Below are 18,035 nucleotides of genomic sequence, written 5' to 3' on the forward strand. Positions count from 1 at the left end.
CTATGTTTTAATCAAATCCATCCAAATTTTAGATAAATCATGCATAAGACGACGCTTGAACAATGGTCTTTACTGGAAAAGGTAGTTGAGGCGGGCAGCTTTGCCAGAGCGGCGGAAGAAACGCACCGCAGCCAGTCCTCGGTGAGCTATAACCTGTCGCTGCTGCAGGAGCGACTCGGCGTGGCGCTGCTGGTCCCGGAGGGGCGACGGGCGGTGTTAACCCCGGCCGGAGAGCTTCTTCTCAACCAGGTTAAACCGCTGCTGAAAGCGTTTTCGTATGTTGAGACGCGCGCAGCGACTCTTCGCAACGGGATGCGCACGAGGTTAGATCTGGTGGTGGACTCCATTTTCCCGCGCCGCCGCCTGTTCGCTATTCTTAGTCAGTTCCAGCAGCAGTATCCGCAGACTCAGGTACGTCTGACCGAGGTGCTGGAAAATACCCGCGCCGACGCCATTAACGACGAAGCCGATGTGATGGTCTTAACCCGCCGCCAGGACATTACCGGGCTCGGCGAATGGCTGATGAATATCGACTTTGTTGCCGTGGCCCATTCCCGGCATCCCCTGTTTCACCTCGACGCGCCGCTCAATGATGAGATGCTGCGCCCGTGGCCGCTCATCCAGATTGCGGACAGCCAGCCCGCCGCGCGTGCTGCCGGCGAGTCGTGGACCTTCTCCACCATCGATGCCGCCATAGAGGCCGTCGTCTCTCAGGTCGGCTACGGCTGGCTGCCGGAGGAACGCATCCAGACCCAGCTGGATCAGGGCGTACTAAAACGCCTGCCGCTGAGCCACGGCGCGCGCAGGGCAACGCCGCTACACCTGATTGTTAAGCGTTCCCTCGCCCCGCTTGATGAACAGGTTGAGACGCTATTGCGCCTTTTTAGCCAGGAGCCGTCATCCTCACCTGCTACGCTTTAAGGTCCGAACGTTAAAACGATAAGGAGCAGATGATGAAAATCGACTTTGCGGGGAAAGTGGCGCTGGTGACCGCCTCAACCGGCGGGATCGGGTTCGCCATTGCCAGAGGTCTGGCAGAAAGCGGTGCGGAAGTGATCGTCAATGGCCGCAGCACGGAATCGGTGAATAAAGGCATTCAGCAGCTCCAGCAGGTGGTGCCGGGCGTGCAGGTGCGCGCCGCGATTGCCGATCTCAGCACGGCGGAAGGGGTCGAGTCGCTTCTGAAGGTGGCGAATGACGTCGATATTCTGGTCAACAACGCCGGGATTTACGGTCCGCAGGATTTCTATGCCACCGACGATGAGACCTGGGAGCGTTACTGGCAGACTAACGTGATGTCCGGCGTGCGTCTGTCCCGCGCCCTGCTGCCGGGCATGGTGCAGAAAGGCTGGGGACGCGTGGTGTTTATCTCCTCCGAGTCGGCCTGCAATATTCCGGCGGATATGATCCACTACGGCGTGACCAAAACGGCGCAGCTCTCGCTGGCGCGCGGGCTGGCAAAGTTCGTGGCGGGGAGCGGCGTGACGGTAAACAGCGTCCTGCCGGGCCCGACGATGTCTGACGGTTTCGCAGAGATGATGAAAGATGAAATCGAAAAAACCGGCAAATCGCTGGAGCAGCTGGCGAAAGAGTTTGTGATGACCAACCGCCCCAGCTCGGTTATCCAGCGCGCGGCCACGGTTGAAGAGGTGGCCAATATGGTGATTTATGTCTGTTCGACCCAGGCCTCCGCCACCTCGGGCGCGGCGCTGCGCGTCGACGGTGGCGTCGTGGATGACATCATCTGACGCTCTGTCAGGCCGCACTGCCTGCGATGCGACGGGCGGTAATGTAGTGTGCCTGCCAGTAATCATCCGTCAGGGTTGAAACCGTTACGCCCTGACTGGTTGAGGCATGAATAAACTGGTTTTCGCCAATATAAACGCCAACGTGCTTGCGGTTCGGGCCCGTCTGGAAGAAGACCAGATCGCCGGCTTTCAGGCGATATTGCGCCACCTGCACGCCGCGATGGATCTGTTCACTCGTCGTGCGCGGCAAATTAAGATGTGCCGCGTCGGTGAACAGGTGCTGCATGAGCGCGGAGCAATCTACCCCGCGATGCGTGGTTCCGCCCCACCGGTACTGGGTGCCTTTCCACTTCTGGTATTGATCGAGAATACGCGAGCGCAGCGGGCCTGTTTCCTGATGCACCAGCGCAGATTTCGCCGGTGATGCTGCCAGTTCACTGTTCATCGATAACATCGACGCTGGAAGTTGAAAGCTGAACGCAGAAAACGAAGCAAAACTTAACGTGAGGATTGAAATAAGCGATCTAAGAGTCATATCAAAAAAGAAGTAGTGAGTGAGTTTTTCCTTACCTGTGGGGGCCAATGGTTCCCCTAAATATCTTGCGATGTGGCGATAATATAGACAGCTCGTTTTTTCACCAATTGTTATCGAGGCCAAAAATGGACTCACTTTGAGATCGCAAGATCGAGAAAAAAGAGTGGTGATATAAGGACTGTCCAGCTAAAGCAGGTAAACTGATCCGCAGAATGTGTATTTCAGCTAAGACGTATTTATGACCAATATGATTGCCGACGAGACGGTGGCTAAATCCAGCGTGCTCTCTGTCTTTGACTTTGACGGGACATTAACGCACCACGACAGCTTTATTCCTTTCCTGCGTTTTGCCTTCGGCAAACGTTACTTCGCGGGCCGACTGGTGCGCATGGCGCTGCCTACGCTGCACTGCGTGCGTCGCAAGCTGACGCGCGATGAGCTGAAGGAAGTGCTGATTAAAACCTTCCTGACGGGCGTGGATGAACACTGGCTGCGCCAGCAGGCGGAAGCCTTTTGCGAAAAATACTGGAACAAACTGATGCGCCCCGAAGGGGTTCTGGCGGTGGCGGCTGAGGTGAATTCCGGTGCGGAAGTGACCATCTGTTCCGCGTCCCCGGCGCTGGTGCTCCAGCCGTGGGCTGATAAGCTCGGCATTAAGCTGATTGGCACGCAGCTGGAAGTGAAAGACGGCAAGCTGACGGGGCGCATCACGGGCAATAACTGCCGCTGCGCCCAGAAGGTGGCAAGGCTGGAGAAAGTGTATGGCGATCTTAACGCCTATCACCTGCGCGCCTGGGGAGACACTCGCGGCGACCACGAACTGCTGGCGGCGGCGCAGGATCCGCACTGGCGGCACTTCCACCACCCGCGCAAGCGTCGGAATTCACCGATTAAGGGTTAGGTGCGGTCCGGTGCCCTCACCCCGGCCCTCTCCCACAGGGAGAGGGAGAAAGGCGGTACATCAGGCCTCACGTTTTCCCGGGAACATCACGCTTGCAATAATCCCCAGCGCCAGCACGCCAAGCACCACAAACAGGCTGGCCGTGGCGCCAATGCTGTAACCGTGATGCCAGAAGTGATCGGTGGCATTTAACCCCAGCTTGAACGCCACGAAGAACAGCAGCAGCACCACGGCTTTCTCAAGGTGCACGAGATACTGCTTCAGCGCTTCCAGCACGAAGTAAAGCGTACGCAGGCCGAGAATGGCGAACATCATGGCGCTGTAGATAATCAGCGGCTCGCGGCTCACGGCAATAATGGCCGGCACGGAGTCAAACGCGAACATGACGTCAGAGAGCTCGACGACGGCCACGCAAAGTAATAGCGGCGTCGCATAGCGCTTCGCCTTCTTCACGCGTCCGACCATCACGTCCTGGTTTTCCGGCTTTTCAAGCTCCGCATCCACCTCTTTCTGCGTCAGAATAAAGGCATTGCTGCTAATTTTTGGCCAGACCGGATAGAAGCGCTTCACCAGACGATAGGCGAGATGACCCGAGTAATCCTCCACTTCGTCGCTCTCTTCATTGCGCCTGAGCATCATCACCGCCGTCCAGCCGACGACCAGCGCGAAGATCACCTCAACGTACGGCCCCAGGCTTAGCAGGCTGGTGCCGATAGCCACAAAGATGCCGCGGAAGACAATCGCCCCCAGCACGCCCCAGTAGAGCACGCGGTGACGGTACTTATCCGGCACGCCGAACCAGGCGAAGATCGCCATCATCACGAACAGGTTATCGACGGAGAGCACCTCTTCCAGCGCATAGCCGGTGAGGAACAGGCTCGCCATCTCGGCGCCGTGGTGAACATACAGGAATCCGGCGAAGGCCATCGCCATCATGACCCAGAAAATGGACCACATCGCCGCGCTTTTCAGCGAGACGGGTTTATCGTGACGGTGCATAAAGAGGTCGATAAACATCGCCCCAACGGCCATCACCACAAAGACAACAATGGTTTCCGTCGGGAAACCGAGATGAGCAGCAGACATACAAAACCCTTTTGGCAGACAAAACACAACACCATGCAAACTGGCGTAAACCAGGAACAGAAAAGGGTGGGCCGTTAATCAGCCTTTTCACCCTCAAAGCCGCAGCCCTGTCGGCTACGTAAAGAGGGGTGTACTTTACCTTACCAGGCGGGGATCGCGCATCTGTCGTTTAGGCGCTCATGCCGCGCAAACGCTGCAGCACCGCCACCAGAACCGCCACGGACCAGCCCACCATCAACGCGCCCACCAGTCCTTCCACCCCGCCGATAAGCCGCCAGTGTTGGGGTAACGTGACGTCGCCGTATCCCACGGTGGCGTAGCTGACCAGTGAAAAATAGAAGCTGGTGTTCCAGTCATTAAACGCATCGATGACAAAATAAAACGCAGCAAACAACCCGGCCTCAAGGAGATGGGCGAAGATCATGGAGATCACGATACCGACATTGCGTAAAACAATGCGTACCGCCGAATCGACTTCTAATTTGATGAATTTTAAAACGCCAAACATCCACAGCGAATGGATCACCACGGTTAGGGTAAGCAAAATAATAATACTGAGTAGCTGCATGATGCGTGCTCGACCAAAAGAAATATGGCCCCGCTAATGCGGCGGGGCACCCGGTCGAAGCTTAGTTGAATGGCGAGGAAAAGTTGGTGCAATAATTGCGTTGCGTGATTATCTCCCTTGCAGCGTACTCTCTTTGCGGCTGGTTCGGCTGCTGTGAACGATATATCTGAAGCGCACTATCTGTGAGTCACCTCTTATTTACATCATTTAAACCTTCCATTAACTGGATAAAAATAACGCGCCGTCGCTATAGTGGTTTTGTTTAATAAAACTGAGTTGTACCTAATAAAACAAAGAACAAACCCTGCGAGGACACAATGACAGAACATTTACGTAACGGCGCTACCGCCACCGAGGACATAGAAAGAGAGACGATGCGGAAGGTGATCTGGCGTATTCTCCCGTTTCTGATTGTCAGTTACCTGGTCTCCATTATCGATCGCGGGAATATCGGCATGGCTTCGCTGCAGATGAATGAGGACCTTGGCCTCAGCAAAGCGGCGTTTGGCTTCGCCAGCAGCCTTTACTTCGTGGCCTATTTTTTGTTTGAAGTACCCAGTAACCTGGCAATGCAGAAAGTCGGCGCCCGACTGTGGATCCCGCGCATTATGATCAGCTGGGGCATCGTTTCCATGTGTATGTCCCTGGTGCAGAACACCACGTCGCTCTATATCGTCCGTTTTCTTCTCGGTGCTGCAGAGGCGGGCTTCTTCCCGGGCGTCGTGCTGTATCTGACCTGGTGGATCCCGTCCCGCTACCGCGCACGCATTATTGCGTCATTTATGGTCGCCATCCCGCTCGCTAACTTCATCGGCTCCCCGCTTTCCGGATTGATACTGTCACTGGATGGCTGGCTGGGTCTTCGCGGCTGGCATCTGCTGTTCATTATTGAAGGCTTGCCGGCGGTGCTGCTGGGTATTGCAGCCTGGTTTATTCTCCGGGATCGCCCTCATCAGGCGAGCTGGCTCAGCAGCGAACAGAAACAGTGGCTGGAAACCACGCTGGAAACCGAGCGCAATCAGCAAAAGAGTATCGGGCACCAGACGACGTGGCAGCTGCTGAAGCATCGCCAAATCTGGCTGATGGCGCTGATTTACGCGGGCGCATCTTCCGCGGGCACCACGATCAGCGTCTGGTCTCCTCAACTGCTGAAATCCTTCCATCTCGATAACCTTGAGACAGGTCTGCTTAACGCTATTCCTTACGGTCTGGCATCTGTTCTCATGATTGTATGGGGACGGAATTCCGATCGTACCAACGAACGCCGCTGGCATACCGCACTCACGCTGTTCATGATTGCCGCCGGTGTGTTCGCCGCCTTTGTGAGCGTCTCGCTGTCTGCCACGATCGTTATCCTCAGCATTATGCTGATAGGCGCTTATTCAATGAAAGGGCCTTTCTGGGCGCTGGCATCCGGTTGGATGAGCAGTACCTCAGCGGCGGCGGGACTGGCCGCGATTGGCGCCATCGCAAACATGATAGGCGGGGCGGTGATGGTAAACGCGTACGGCATTATCAATGAGCGGACGGGCAGCTACACGCTGGCTATGCTTCCGCTGGCCGCGCTGTGCGTGGCCGGGGGTATCGCGGTGCTCATTATGGGGCGACAGGCCCGCCGCGCTCAGCTACACGAAAAACAGGTCACGCATTAACGATGACAGAAGCGGGACATTTGTCCCGCTTCTGCGTTTAAAGATTTTCTTCCGCCGCGTCGCTCGTTTCACCAAAGAACTGCTGACAGAAGGGCTTACTGGCTCCCATTTTCTGCGAAAGACGGCTTGCAGCCGCCTTCATCAACTGCCCTATTTCCTTCTCACGACGATCTTCCGTCAACCGCGAGATGGGACCGGTCAGGGCTAACGCCGCAACCAGCTTGTCGTGAACGCCGAAGACAGGCATCGCAAACGCAGCGGTATGGGGATCGCGTGCGCCTGACGTGTAGAAAGGGAGTTCCGCGTCTTCTTCCGGCAGGCTTTCATTGAGCCCCCAATGACGCAATACCTTACTGATGGCCGAATTATCGAGCGGGAACTGGCTGCCGGGAAGATTGCTGTGTCGCAGGCCATGCGACGCTTCAGCGCGAAACAGGCAAAGCCGCTGCCCTCCCTCCAGCACATACCAGCTGGCACTCTCCTGAGACGCCAGGGATAAGGCCTGAAGCTCTGGCTGAACCACCCGGGAAAGGTGAAAAGATTGTTCATACAGCTTGCCGAGGTAAAGCAGACGTGGGCCCAGCGCATAATTGCCGTCCTCATGCCTGACGACGTAATTCATCCGTTCAAGAGAATTCATCAAGCGGTAAACCGTGGTTTTGTGATAACCCGACAGCTGTGCCAGCGCGGTCAGCGTCAGGCTCTCATCTCCAGGACGGAAGCAATCCAGTAAAGCCAGCGCTTTTTCAACCGCTACAACGCCTTCATTCCCCATCATTATCTCCTTGTTAGCCCGGCAGTGAGTGTACCTCAAATTTTGTGAGTCACTTCGTGTTTACATCACAAACGCCACCTCGGGTCTGGCTAAAAGAAAAGCAACACCGCTATAGTTGTTTTGTTCTGTACACCTGCATTGTACTAAGTAAAACAATATGGAGGCATTTATGTCCGTTACTGAAAAAAAACAGATTAATCGCCATTTCGAGCGCGTTTCTGCCGAGGACGTTCGTCGGGCTGCCGAGTATCAGGCAGCTATTCTGGCCGACGTGGCCGGTCGCCGCGGTACGTTTCATGGCCGCATCAAACCGCTGGCCCCACATATGTCCGTTGCGGGTCCGGCCGTCACCGTGGAAGTCCGTCCGGGTGATAATCTGGCGATTCATGCCGCGATGGCGGTGGCGCAGCCCGGTGATGTCCTGGTCGTCGATGGCAAAGGCGACCTGAGCTGCGCGCTGCTTGGGGAAATCATGGCCACTCAGGCTCAGGCGAGCGGCATTGCGGGCATTATTATTGATGGCGCTGTACGTGACGCCGACACCCTGAGCAAAGGTCACTACCCCGTCTTTTCTGCCGGTCTGAACCCCTGCGGCCCGACAAAGTTAATCTCTGGCCGGGTTAATCATCCCATTTCAGTCGCCGGGGCGACGGTTCAGGCCGGGGATCTGGTTGTCGCGGATATCGACGGCGTGGTCGTTATCCCGCGAGATGAGGTTCAGGAGGTTATCGCTCTGGCAAAAGAAAAGCTGGAGATGGAGACCCGGCGCCTTGCCGCCATCCGTGAAGGCGATTTACGTCCACACTGGCTTGATGACGCGCTTCGTAAAGCAGGAATGTTAGCTGACGGGGAGACGCTGTGATGGGGGGCAAAGACGTAGTACTGGTTACCGGTAGCGACCTGGCGGAGCAGGCCATGGTGATGTTGCAGGGCTTTGAGGTAGTGTTTGCGGGCCGTCAGCCCACAGAAGATGACCTGATCGCGCTGTGTAAACGACACAATCCTGTGGCAATCCTGGTACGTTACGGCAAGATCACCGCGAAGGTCATGGATGCGGCTCCGGCTCTGCAGGTTATTTCCAAGCACGGAAGCGGGATCGATGTGATAGACCAGGAGGCAGCGGCCGAGCGCAACATCGCCGTCCGCTCTGCGCCTGGCGCAAACGCGGCGGCAGTGGCTGAACATACCTGGGCGCTGATCCTGGCCTGCGCAAAGTCAGTGGTGCCTCTGGACAAGCGGCTGCGAGACGGGCACTGGGATAAGGCGACGCATAAATCCATTGAGCTGGAGGGCTTAACGTTAGGGCTAATTGGGTTGGGTGCTATCGGCTCGCGCGTGGCGACTATTGGTCACGCTTTCGGCATGAAGGTGCTGGCTTACGATCCCTATGCTAAGACCATGCCTGCCCTGTGCGAACGCGCAGAAACGCTGAACGGACTTCTTTCCCGTTCCGATGTTATCTCTTTGCACTGTCCGCTGACCGATGAGAATCGGGGAATGATCAATAGCCAGACGCTTGCACACTGCAAGCGGAACGCCATTCTGGTCAACACGGCACGCGGCGGACTGATCCACAGTGAATCGTTACTGGCGGCGCTCAGGGATGGCACGCTGCACAGCGCGGCGCTGGACAGCTTTCCCCACGAGCCGCTGACGGCGCCGCACCTCTGGCAGTCCGTAGAAAACGTGGTTATTTCACCGCATATTGGCGGCGTTACCGCAGCGTCATATATCAAGATGGGGACCGTGGCCGCGAGCAATATTCTGGCCGTGACGGACGCAACCACCGTCAGCCCATAAAGCCAACCGTGACGAGTGGCAGCGCGCTTATGTCACTTGTCTTCTGCCAGCGCCTGAGCACACGCCCAGGCACTTGCCCATGCCCACTGGAAGTTGTACCCGCCGAGCCAGCCGGTCACATCCATCACTTCGCCAATAAAATAGAGCCTCGGCACGTTGCGCGCTTCCATGGTGCGGGAAGAGAGCTCATTCGTGTCGACCCCGCCCAGCGTGACCTCTGCCGTACGGTAGCCCTCGGTGCCGTTTGGCTGAACGCGCCAGTTTGTCAGAGTTTCCACCAGTATCTCCTGCTCGCGGCTGTTAAGCTGCTTGAGCGACACGTCCGGGATCTGCCCCAGCGCCTGCAAACATTCCACCAGACGTTTTGGCAGCTGCATCGCCAGGGTGTTTTTCAGGCTTTGATTCGGGTGCGCGGTACGCTGCTCGTTAAGAAAAGCATCCAGATCGCACTCCGGAAGTAGGTTAACCGTGACGAACTCACCCGGCTGCCAGTAGCTGGAGATTTGCAGTACCGCCGGGCCGGAGAGGCCGCGATGGGTAAAGAGCAGATTTTCGCGGAACACCGTGCCGTCTTCGGCGGTAATGACCGAGGGAACAGACACGCCGGACAGCGTCTGCAGCTGTTCCAGAAGCGGTTTATGCAGCGTAAACGGCACCAGCCCGGCGCGCGTAGGCAAGACTTTCAGGCCAAACTGTTCGGCAATCTTATAGCCGAACGGGGAGGCGCCCAGCCCCGGCATAGACAGGCCGCCGGTGGCGATCACCAGGCTGTTTGCGCTGACGGTTTCACCGTTCAGCTGCAGCGTATAGCCCTGGTCGTCGCGGGCGACCTCCAGCACTTCCGTGCGCAGACGCATGACGACGCCGCCCTTCTCGCACTCGGCCACCAGCATATCGACAATCTGCTGCGCGGAGTCGTCGCAGAACAGCTGTCCCAGCGTCTTCTCATGCCATGCGATGCCGTGCTTGCCCACGAGATCGATAAAATCCCATTGTGTATAGCGCGCCAGCGCAGATTTACAAAAATGACGGTTTTGGCTCAAATAGGCCGCGGGTTCAACATACAGATTAGTAAAGTTGCAGCGCCCGCCGCCGGACATCAGGATCTTACGGCCGGGCTTTTTACCGTTATCCAGCAGCAGTACGCGACGACCCGCCTGTCCGGCCATTGCCGCACAAAACATACCCGCCGCACCGGCGCCAATTACCACGGCATCAAACCTTTCCACGTCAAAACCCTCTTTGTTAACTGCCGCGGATTGTAAAGTTTCCTCTGTGGTCACACCAGCGTAAAAAGATATTACAAAGGCATTCCATTGAAATTTAAAGAATATCCTTTATGAGGCATTTCTCAAATCAGGTGGTATGTCAAAAAAAGTCTATATTTCACTTTGCCCGCCGCGCATTTGTCCTGGATAATGCGCCGCGTTCATGTCCTCAAAATGGCGTAACGTCCTATGCTACATTTGTTTGCCGGCCTGGATTTACATACCGGGCTTTTATTATTGCTTGCTCTGGTTTTTGTACTGTTTTACGAAGCGATCAACGGCTTCCACGACACTGCAAACGCAGTAGCGACGGTTATCTACACTCGCGCAATGCGATCGCAGCTTGCGGTTGTTATGGCGGCGGTATTTAACTTTTTTGGTGTTCTCCTGGGCGGGCTGAGCGTTGCGTATGCCATCGTGCATATGCTGCCAACGGATCTGCTGCTTAACGTTAGTTCTGGCCATGGCCTCGCTATGGTGTTCTCAATGCTGCTTGCTGCAATTATCTGGAACCTCGGTACCTGGTATTTTGGCCTGCCTGCATCCAGTTCTCACACGCTCATCGGCGCGATTATCGGCATCGGGTTAACCAACGCCCTGATGACCGGGACATCGGTTGTTGATGCGCTGAACCTGCCTAAAGTACTGGGCATTTTCGGCTCCCTGATCATCTCCCCTATCGTGGGTCTGGTAGTCGCGGGGGGATTGATTTTCATCCTGCGTCGCTACTGGAGTAACACGAAAAAACGTGCGCGTATCCACCTGACGCCAGCAGAGCGTGAGAAGAAAGACGGCAAGAAAAAGCCGCCGTTCTGGACGCGTATCGCCCTGATCATTTCTGCTATCGGCGTGGCCTTCTCACACGGCGCGAACGACGGGCAGAAAGGCATTGGTCTGGTGATGCTGGTTCTGATCGGCGTCGCACCGGCAGGCTTCGTGGTGAACATGAATGCCTCCGGTTACGAAATCACACGTACCCGCGATGCGGTCAACAACGTTGAAACCTATTTCCAGCAGCATCCTGACCTGCTGAAAAAAGCGACCGGCGTAGATCAGTTGATCCCTTCTCCGGAAGCAGGTGCAACCACCGCGCCTGGCGAATTCCACTGCCATCCAGCTAACGCGATTAACGCGCTGGAACGCGCCAAGGGCATGCTGGGCGACATCGAGAGCTACGACAAACTGGCCGTTGAACAGCGTGGTCAGCTGCGTCGTATCATGCTCTGCATCTCTGACGTGACCGATAAAGTCGCGAAGCTGCCAGAGGTGAATGGTGACGACAAACGTCTGCTGAAGAAACTGAAAAGCGATATGCTCAACACCATTGAGTACGCGCCAATCTGGATCATCATGGCCGTCGCGCTGGCACTCGGTATTGGTACGATGATTGGCTGGCGTCGTGTGGCGACCACCATCGGCGAGAAGATCGGTAAGAAAGGCATGACCTATGCGCAGGGTATGTCCGCGCAGATGACGGCGGCAGTGTCTATCGGTCTGGCGAGCTACACCGGTATGCCAGTATCCACCACCCACGTACTCTCCTCGTCCGTGGCAGGTACCATGATTGTTGACGGCGGCGGTCTGCAGCGCAAAACCGTGACCAACATTCTGATGGCCTGGGTGTTCACCCTTCCGGCCTCAATCCTGCTGTCTGGCGGTTTGTACTGGATTTCGCTGAAGCTGATTTAATCGGTTGAAGGCGATAAAAAAGCGGGTCAGGAAACTGACCCGCTTTTTTTATGGCTGCTATTTGCCATGAGGTGTTTGATAACATGAGGATTTTATGAACATTTTTTGCTCAATTTCAAAACACAGAAAAAACTATCATGGCGGCCAGAAGATAAATCCAGACAAAGGAGAATGTATGGCTTCTGTCCCTATCTCAGGACCGGGTTCAATCGTTATAGCGAACAATATGCGTGAGGCACGCCTTAACGGAATGTCACGCAATATGGCCACGCCCTCAACGTATTATTGGTTCTACCAAAAAGTCCGAAATGGCAGTCCCTGGGATTATAAAAAATTCGACCCTTATTTTGCTGCATTTGGTAACTTCAACTTCGGAGCCGCAGGTACTGCGGCAGGTATCCCTGCAAACATCCTTCTTATGGGCGCAGGCTGGGCTCAAGGCCGGGCAGGTACCTCAAAACCGGAATGGGGAAAATGGTACGAAAAGCCGCCTTACGGAGACGACCCAACGGACCAACGCAACATCAGAGAAGGAATAGACTATGCCATTCAAAACGGCTATTAAATGGATTCATCGCCTTGTTACCGCTTCACTTCTGGTTCTGGTCATTGGATTTCTCTGGTTAAACCATCAGCCCAATCAGCGAAATAGCGATGAGCTACAGCGCGCTTATAAATTATCCGATAGCGTCTGGCTCTATATGACCGTGAACAATCAGGGCGGCACAACCGTACCACCAATCTACCGTTATTATCTCTCGGGGGCGCTTGCAGGGAAAGACACTGATATTATCCATCAGCTTGCTATGAAGTATCCGGTAATCGAAGGTACAGGCACGATAACCTCGGCCAGTATTGATACAAGCGGGGAAGTGAACATTGCCTATAGCGGAAAGGTTATTTCGATTGAGAACAATATCTCCAGTCTCCGGTTCTCAGTTAAGCCCTGAGCCAGATGAAAGTAGGCGGGGCTTTCCCCGCCTGCTGTGATGCTCAGTGCCAAATCATCAATGCAATCATACTGACCACGACCAGCCCGCACAGGGCGCTGGTCAAAATGAACTGACGACGCAGGCGCTCGCAGCGACGAATAAACTCTTCATCGTGATGATCGCGGTAGCGCTGGTAGTAGATGTATCCCACCAGACGCATCTGCTTGCTGGGCTGTCCATGCGAGGTGAAGAACCCTCCACCGTCCACATACTGATAAAGCAACGGATCGCAACCACGAAGTACCACTAACAGCGCACGTAACGATGAGAAGTAGCGCGCCATATTCACTATGCAAACCACGCATAACGCCCAAAACAATGCGACGGTGCTAATCATACATCCTCCCCGGCGTCCGCCCACGAAGCAAGGCTCCTGAGCTACCGCACCCCAATGCCCTGACAGACAGTTCAGTGAAAGAATGACCAAAAGTCGATCCGGTTCGCGTTTTAATATCCGAACGGCTCATTTAATAGTGTAGGAGATCCGTTAATTTTTTTGCCACAAGGTTAATCGTTATCAACACCAAAGCTTGAAAAATATGTTTAACTGGGCCGTAATGAAAGTATCAGACGACGGCATTCTCACTTAGTCATCGATAACTTAAGGAAGGAGTAACACTATGGCTTACAAACACATTCTCATCGCGGTTGACCTCTCCCCTGAGAGCAAAGTGCTGGTTGATAAAGCGGTATCCATGGCACGTCCCTACAATGCGAAAGTTTCGCTGATTCACGTTGACGTGAATTACTCCGACCTCTACACCGGTCTGATCGACGTGAATCTTGGCGATATGCAGAAACGCATTTCCGAAGAGACTCACCATGCCCTGAGCGAACTCTCCACCAACGCGGGCTATCCGATTACCGAAACCCTGAGCGGCAGCGGCGACCTGGGCCAGGTGCTGGTTGATGCGATCAAGAAATACGATATGGACCTGGTGGTTTGCGGTCATCATCAGGACTTCTGGAGCAAGCTGATGTCTTCAGCGCGCCAGCTGATTAACACCGTTCACGTGGATATGCTGATTGTTCCACTGCGTGACGAAGAAGACGAGTAAGTGCGTTAAACGCCCCTCACCCTAACCCTCTCCCAAAGGCTGAGGGGATAGTTCGAGGAAGTAGGCCGGGTAAGGCGAAGTCGCCACCCGGCTTTTTTTATTCCGGCGTACCCGGATAAATATCAAACCGGTGCCCTTTCGTGACCACTGCGTTAGCGGTCGCAACGTCCGCCAGCGGCGGCGCATAGTCCGGGCGCTTTACCACCACCCGCTTCGTAGCAAGCTGACGAGCCGGCTCCAGCAGGCCATCGGCATCCAAATCCGGCCCCACCAGCGACTGAAACACCCGCATCTCTTTCTTCACCAGCGCGCTTTTCTGCTTATGCGGGAACATAGGGTCGAGATAGACCACCTGCGGGCGCGGGGTGATATCCGTCAATGCCGTCAGGCTGGAGGCGTGGATCAGCTGCAAACGATCCTGCAGCCAGGGGCCGATTTCCGGGTCCGCGTAGCCTCGCGCCAGCCCATCGTCGAGCAGCGCAGCGACCACCGGATTACGCTCCAGCATCCGCACGCGACAGCCGACAGACGCCAGCACAAACGCATCGCGCCCCAGCCCCGCCGTGGCATCGACCACGTCCGGGAGGTAGCTCCCTTTGATGCCGACCGCTTTGGCCACCGCTTCGCCGCGACCGCCGCCGAACTTGCGCCGGTGCGCCATCGCGCCGCCGACAAAATCGACGAAAATCCCGCCGAGCTTCGGTTCGTCGCGCTTGCGTAATTCGAGATGTTCCGGCGTCATCACCAGCGCCATCAGGTTTTCTTCATCGTGCTCCAGCCCCCAGCGGGCCGCCAGAACAGATAAGGCGCCGTCTCCGGCGCCTGTTTCATCAACTAAGCAGATCTTCACGTAACAATCAGCCTTTGATCCCGTAATGCTCAAGCATCGCATCCAGCTGCGGCTCGCGTCCGCGGAAGCGTTTGAACAGCACCATTGGCTCTTCAGACCCGCCGCGGGTCAGGATGTTATCGAGGAACGACTGGCCGGTTTCGCGGTTGAAGATCCCCTCTTCTTCGAAGCGAGAGAAGGCATCTGCCGCCAGCACGTCGGCCCACAGGTAGCTGTAGTAGCCGGCAGCGTAGCCGCCTGCGAAGATGTGGCTGAAGGCATGCGGGAAGCGGCCCCAGGTTGGCCCTGGAATAACGGCAACCTGCTTTTTAATCTCGGCCAGGGTCTCAAGGATTTTCGCGCCCTGCTCCGGGCTAAACTCGGCGTGCAGGCGGAAATCGAACAGGCCGAACTCCAGCTGCCGCAGGATGAACATCGCCGCCTGGTAGTTTTTCGCCGCCAGCATTTTATCCAGCAGCTCTTTCGGCAGCGGCTCGCCGGTCTCGTAGTGACCGGAGATAAACGCCAGCGCGTCCGGCTCCCAGCACCAGTTTTCCATAAACTGGCTTGGCAGCTCGACGGCATCCCACGGCACGCCGCTGATACCGGCCACGCCTGCGGTTTCGATGCGGGTCAGCATATGGTGCAGACCATGACCAAACTCGTGGAACAGGGTAATCACTTCGTCGTGGGTGAACAGCGCCGGTTTGCCGCTTACCGGACGGTTGAAGTTACAGGTCAGGTAGGCGACCGGCTTCTGCAGAGAACCGTCGGCTTTACGCATCTGGCCCACGCAGTCATCCATCCACGCCCCGCCGCGCTTGTTCTCACGCGCGTAGAGATCGAGGTAGAAGCTGCCGCGCAGTTCGTTTTTCTCGTCATACAGCTCGAAGAAACGCACGTCCGGGTGCCAGACGTCGATATCGGTACGCTCTTTGGCGGTGATGCCGTAGATGCGTTTTACCACTTCGAACAGGCCGTTAACGGCTTTGTTTTCCGGGAAGTACGGGCGCAGCTGCTCGTCGCTGATGCTGTAGAGGTGCTGCTTCTGTTTTTCGCTGTAGTACGCGATATCCCACGGCTGCAGCTCGTCCACGCCGAACTCGGCTTTCGCGAAGGCGCGCAGCTGGGCCAGCTCTTTCTCACCCTGCGGACGGGCGCGTTTCGCCAGATCGGTCAGGAAGTCGAGCACCTGCTGCGGGTTCTCCGCCATTTTGGTGGCGAGGGATTTATCGGCGTAGTTTTCGAAGCCCAGCAGCTGCGCCAGCTCGTGACGCAGGGCGAGGATTTCCGCCATTACCGGGCTGTTGTCCCACTTACCGGCATTCGGCCCCTGATCGGAGGCGCGGGTGCTGTACGCGCGGTACATCTCTTCGCGCAGGGCCTGGTTGTCGCAGTAGGTCATCACCGGCAGATAGCTCGGGATATCCAGCGTTAACAGGAAACCGTCCTGCTCTTTCGCTTCAGCCTGGGCTTTTGCCGCCGCCAGCGCGCTTTCCGGCATACCGGAAAGCATAGCTTCGTCGGTAATCAGCTTCGTCCAGCCCATGGTGGCGTCGAGCACATTGTTGCTGTACTGGTTGCCCAGCTCGGACAGGCGCGCGGCGATTTCGCCATAGCGGGTCTGCTTCTCTTTTGGCAGGCCAATCCCGGACAGCTCAAAATCACGCAGGGCGTTATCGACCGATTTTTTCTGCGCCGTGCTCAGTTCGGCATAGTGGTCGCCGTCGCGCAGGTCGCGGTAGGCTTTGTACAGCCCTTCGTGCTGGCCGACCCAGGTGCTGTACTCAGAGAGCAGCGGCAGGGTCTGTTCGTAGGCTTCGCGCAGTTCCGGGCTGTTTTTTACCGAGTTCAGGTGGCTCACCGGGGAGAAGATACGCCCCAGCACGTCGTCCACTTCGGCCAGCGGCTGACACAGATTTTCCCAGGTGTACGGCGCGCCCTGCGCTACCACGCTTTCTACCGCCGCGCGGCAGTTGTCCAGCGATTGCGTAACGGCTGGAACCACATGCTCAGGGAGGATTTTAGAAAACGGCGGCAACGAAAAAGGCGTCAGTAATGGATTGGTCATAAACGCTGTCCTGTTGAAATAGGTGAATGAAGCGCGCATCCGGCGCTGTGCATATGGGATCTAGAATGGGGTTAAGTGTAGAGGATTTCAATGCCGGACGTTGCGCTTTCGCGGCAGTGGAAACTTTTCTGTATACTGTGGCGATACGCTCTATTTTTGCCCGATGGCGCTACGCTTATCGGGCCTACGTTTACTACCTGGAACACATTCATCCATGCTCAGTTATCGCCACAGCTTCCACGCAGGCAACCACGCCGACGTCCTTAAACACACCGTTCAGAGCCTGATCATCGAATCGCTCAAAGAGAAAGAGAAGCCGTTTCTCTATCTGGACACGCACGCGGGCGCGGGCCGTTATCAGCTGAGCGGCGAGCATGCCGAGCGTACCGGTGAATATCTGGAAGGGATTGCCCGCGTCTGGCAGCAGGACGACCTGCCTGCCGAGCTGGAGCCGTACATCGGCGTGGTGAATCACTTCAACCGCAACGGCCAGCTGCGCTACTACCCTGGCTCACCGCTGATTGCGCGCCAGCTGCTGCGCGAGCAGGACAGCCTCCAGCTGACCGAACTGCATCCGAGCGACTACCCGCTACTGCGTTCCGAATTTCAGAAAGACAGCCGCGCCCGCGTGGAAAAATCCGACGGTTACCAGCAGCTGAAGGCCAAACTGCCGCCGGTTTCCCGTCGCGGCCTGGTGCTGATCGACCCGCCGTACGAAATCAAAACCGACTATCAGGCGGTGGTGACCGGTATCCACGAAGGCTACAAACGCTTTGCTACCGGCACCTATGCCCTGTGGTACCCGGTGGTGCTGCGCGCGCAAATCAAACGCATGATCAAAGACCTGGAAGCAACCGGCATCCGTAAGATCCTGCAGATCGAGCTGGCGGTACGCCCTGACAGCGATCAGCGCGGCATGACCGCCTCCGGCATGATTGTGATCAACCCGCCGTGGAAGCTTGAAGCGCAGATGAACAACGTGCTGCCGTGGCTGCATAAAACGCTGGTGCCAGCGGGTACAGGCCACGCCACCGTCAGTTGGATTGTGCCGGAGTAATCGCAG

General features: G+C 56.3%; 19 protein-coding genes. 11 read left to right on the plus strand and 8 right to left on the minus strand.

Annotation, left to right across the window (positions count from 1 at the left end; translation table 11 throughout):
* Positions 1-39 precede the first annotated feature (39 nt).
* Both ACOTZC_RS19895 and ACOTZC_RS19900 read left to right on the plus strand, forming a co-directional pair.
* Entirely contained in the window at positions 40-921 is an 882-nt protein-coding gene (locus ACOTZC_RS19895; RefSeq protein WP_421635965.1) for a LysR family transcriptional regulator, read from the plus strand.
* 32 nt (positions 922-953) lie between these two features.
* Entirely contained in the window at positions 954-1,748 is a 795-nt protein-coding gene (locus tag ACOTZC_RS19900) for an SDR family NAD(P)-dependent oxidoreductase (protein WP_023309543.1), read from the plus strand.
* A 7-nt stretch (positions 1,749-1,755) separates the two neighbouring features.
* Here ACOTZC_RS19900 and ACOTZC_RS19905 read toward each other — a convergent pair whose 3' ends face one another.
* Positions 1,756-2,283, minus strand: a complete 528-nt coding sequence (locus ACOTZC_RS19905) for an NlpC/P60 family protein (RefSeq protein WP_045403295.1) — start codon at positions 2,281-2,283, stop codon at positions 1,756-1,758.
* A 238-nt stretch (positions 2,284-2,521) separates the two neighbouring features.
* Between ACOTZC_RS19905 and ACOTZC_RS19910 the strand changes: the two genes are divergently transcribed.
* Positions 2,522-3,184, plus strand: a complete 663-nt coding sequence (locus tag ACOTZC_RS19910; protein ID WP_014885577.1) for an HAD family hydrolase — start codon at positions 2,522-2,524, stop codon at positions 3,182-3,184.
* A 60-nt stretch (positions 3,185-3,244) separates the two neighbouring features.
* Here ACOTZC_RS19910 and ACOTZC_RS19915 read toward each other — a convergent pair whose 3' ends face one another.
* Together ACOTZC_RS19915 and ACOTZC_RS19920 are read right to left on the minus strand one after the other, a co-directional pair.
* A complete protein-coding gene (locus ACOTZC_RS19915; protein WP_421635966.1) occupies positions 3,245-4,270 on the minus strand; it encodes a TerC/Alx family metal homeostasis membrane protein in 1,026 nt (341 codons plus the stop codon).
* Positions 4,271-4,439: 169 nt separating this feature from the next.
* The gene (locus tag ACOTZC_RS19920; protein WP_023309546.1) at positions 4,440-4,838 is read right to left on the minus strand and encodes a potassium channel family protein; all 399 of its coding nucleotides are present in this window, start codon (positions 4,836-4,838) and stop codon (positions 4,440-4,442) included.
* Between the two features lie 317 nt (positions 4,839-5,155).
* Between ACOTZC_RS19920 and ACOTZC_RS19925 the strand changes: the two genes are divergently transcribed.
* A complete protein-coding gene (locus tag ACOTZC_RS19925; protein ID WP_421635967.1) occupies positions 5,156-6,490 on the plus strand; it encodes an MFS transporter in 1,335 nt (444 codons plus the stop codon).
* 37 nt (positions 6,491-6,527) lie between these two features.
* Here the strand turns inward: ACOTZC_RS19925 and ACOTZC_RS19930 are convergent, their stop codons facing one another.
* On the minus strand, positions 6,528-7,265 hold the full coding sequence (locus ACOTZC_RS19930) for an IclR family transcriptional regulator (RefSeq protein ID WP_023309548.1): 738 nt from the start codon (positions 7,263-7,265) through the stop codon (positions 6,528-6,530).
* 169 nt (positions 7,266-7,434) lie between these two features.
* Between ACOTZC_RS19930 and ACOTZC_RS19935 the strand changes: the two genes are divergently transcribed.
* Complete coding sequence (locus tag ACOTZC_RS19935) at positions 7,435-8,127, plus strand: RraA family protein (protein ID WP_421635968.1); 693 nt, start codon at positions 7,435-7,437, stop codon at positions 8,125-8,127.
* Complete coding sequence (locus tag ACOTZC_RS19940; protein ID WP_239633129.1) at positions 8,127-9,065, plus strand: NAD(P)-dependent oxidoreductase; 939 nt, start codon at positions 8,127-8,129, stop codon at positions 9,063-9,065. Before ACOTZC_RS19935 ends, ACOTZC_RS19940 begins: the two co-directional genes overlap by 1 nt.
* Positions 9,066-9,097: 32 nt before the next feature.
* On the opposite strand, the gene ACOTZC_RS19945 is transcribed toward ACOTZC_RS19940, so the two are convergent.
* Entirely contained in the window at positions 9,098-10,294 is a 1,197-nt protein-coding gene (locus ACOTZC_RS19945; RefSeq protein ID WP_421635969.1) for an NAD(P)/FAD-dependent oxidoreductase, read from the minus strand.
* Positions 10,295-10,522: 228 nt separating this feature from the next.
* On the opposite strand from ACOTZC_RS19945, the gene pitA reads away from it, so the two are divergent.
* From pitA to ACOTZC_RS19960, 3 genes are all read left to right on the plus strand, one after another.
* Positions 10,523-12,022 carry an inorganic phosphate transporter PitA gene (gene pitA / locus ACOTZC_RS19950; RefSeq protein WP_023309552.1) on the plus strand — a complete coding sequence of 500 codons (1,500 nt, stop codon included), beginning with the start codon at positions 10,523-10,525 and terminating at the stop codon, positions 12,020-12,022.
* Between the two features lie 175 nt (positions 12,023-12,197).
* Positions 12,198-12,587 (plus strand): polymorphic toxin type 44 domain-containing protein, encoded by a 390-nt coding sequence (locus ACOTZC_RS19955; RefSeq protein WP_047173978.1) that lies wholly within the window; start codon positions 12,198-12,200, stop codon positions 12,585-12,587.
* Positions 12,565-12,972: a hypothetical protein gene (locus ACOTZC_RS19960; protein ID WP_045404741.1), complete on the plus strand. Its 408-nt coding sequence runs from the start codon at positions 12,565-12,567 to the stop codon at positions 12,970-12,972. Before ACOTZC_RS19955 ends, ACOTZC_RS19960 begins: the two co-directional genes overlap by 23 nt.
* Positions 12,973-13,015: 43 nt before the next feature.
* On the opposite strand, the gene uspB is transcribed toward ACOTZC_RS19960, so the two are convergent.
* Complete coding sequence (uspB, locus tag ACOTZC_RS19965) at positions 13,016-13,351, minus strand: universal stress protein UspB (protein WP_003861224.1); 336 nt, start codon at positions 13,349-13,351, stop codon at positions 13,016-13,018.
* Positions 13,352-13,634: 283 nt separating this feature from the next.
* On the opposite strand from uspB, the gene uspA reads away from it, so the two are divergent.
* Positions 13,635-14,072 carry a universal stress protein UspA gene (gene uspA / locus ACOTZC_RS19970; protein WP_003861223.1) on the plus strand — a complete coding sequence of 146 codons (438 nt, stop codon included), beginning with the start codon at positions 13,635-13,637 and terminating at the stop codon, positions 14,070-14,072.
* A gap of 97 nt (positions 14,073-14,169) precedes the next feature.
* Here the strand turns inward: uspA and rsmJ are convergent, their stop codons facing one another.
* Complete coding sequence (rsmJ, locus tag ACOTZC_RS19975) at positions 14,170-14,922, minus strand: 16S rRNA (guanine(1516)-N(2))-methyltransferase RsmJ (protein WP_248169784.1); 753 nt, start codon at positions 14,920-14,922, stop codon at positions 14,170-14,172.
* 7 nt (positions 14,923-14,929) lie between these two features.
* Positions 14,930-16,972, minus strand: a complete 2,043-nt coding sequence (gene prlC / locus ACOTZC_RS19980) for an oligopeptidase A (RefSeq protein ID WP_047743420.1) — start codon at positions 16,970-16,972, stop codon at positions 14,930-14,932.
* A gap of 214 nt (positions 16,973-17,186) precedes the next feature.
* Here prlC and ACOTZC_RS19985 point away from each other — a divergent pair, with 214 nt between their 5' ends.
* On the plus strand, positions 17,187-18,029 hold the full coding sequence (locus tag ACOTZC_RS19985) for a 23S rRNA (adenine(2030)-N(6))-methyltransferase RlmJ (protein WP_045355925.1): 843 nt from the start codon (positions 17,187-17,189) through the stop codon (positions 18,027-18,029).
* Positions 18,030-18,035 lie beyond the last annotated feature (6 nt).

Origin of the sequence: Enterobacter cloacae complex sp. SHL009 (genome assembly GCF_049237205.1) — a bacterium.
Lineage (GTDB): Bacteria > Pseudomonadota > Gammaproteobacteria > Enterobacterales > Enterobacteriaceae > Enterobacter > Enterobacter cloacae_M.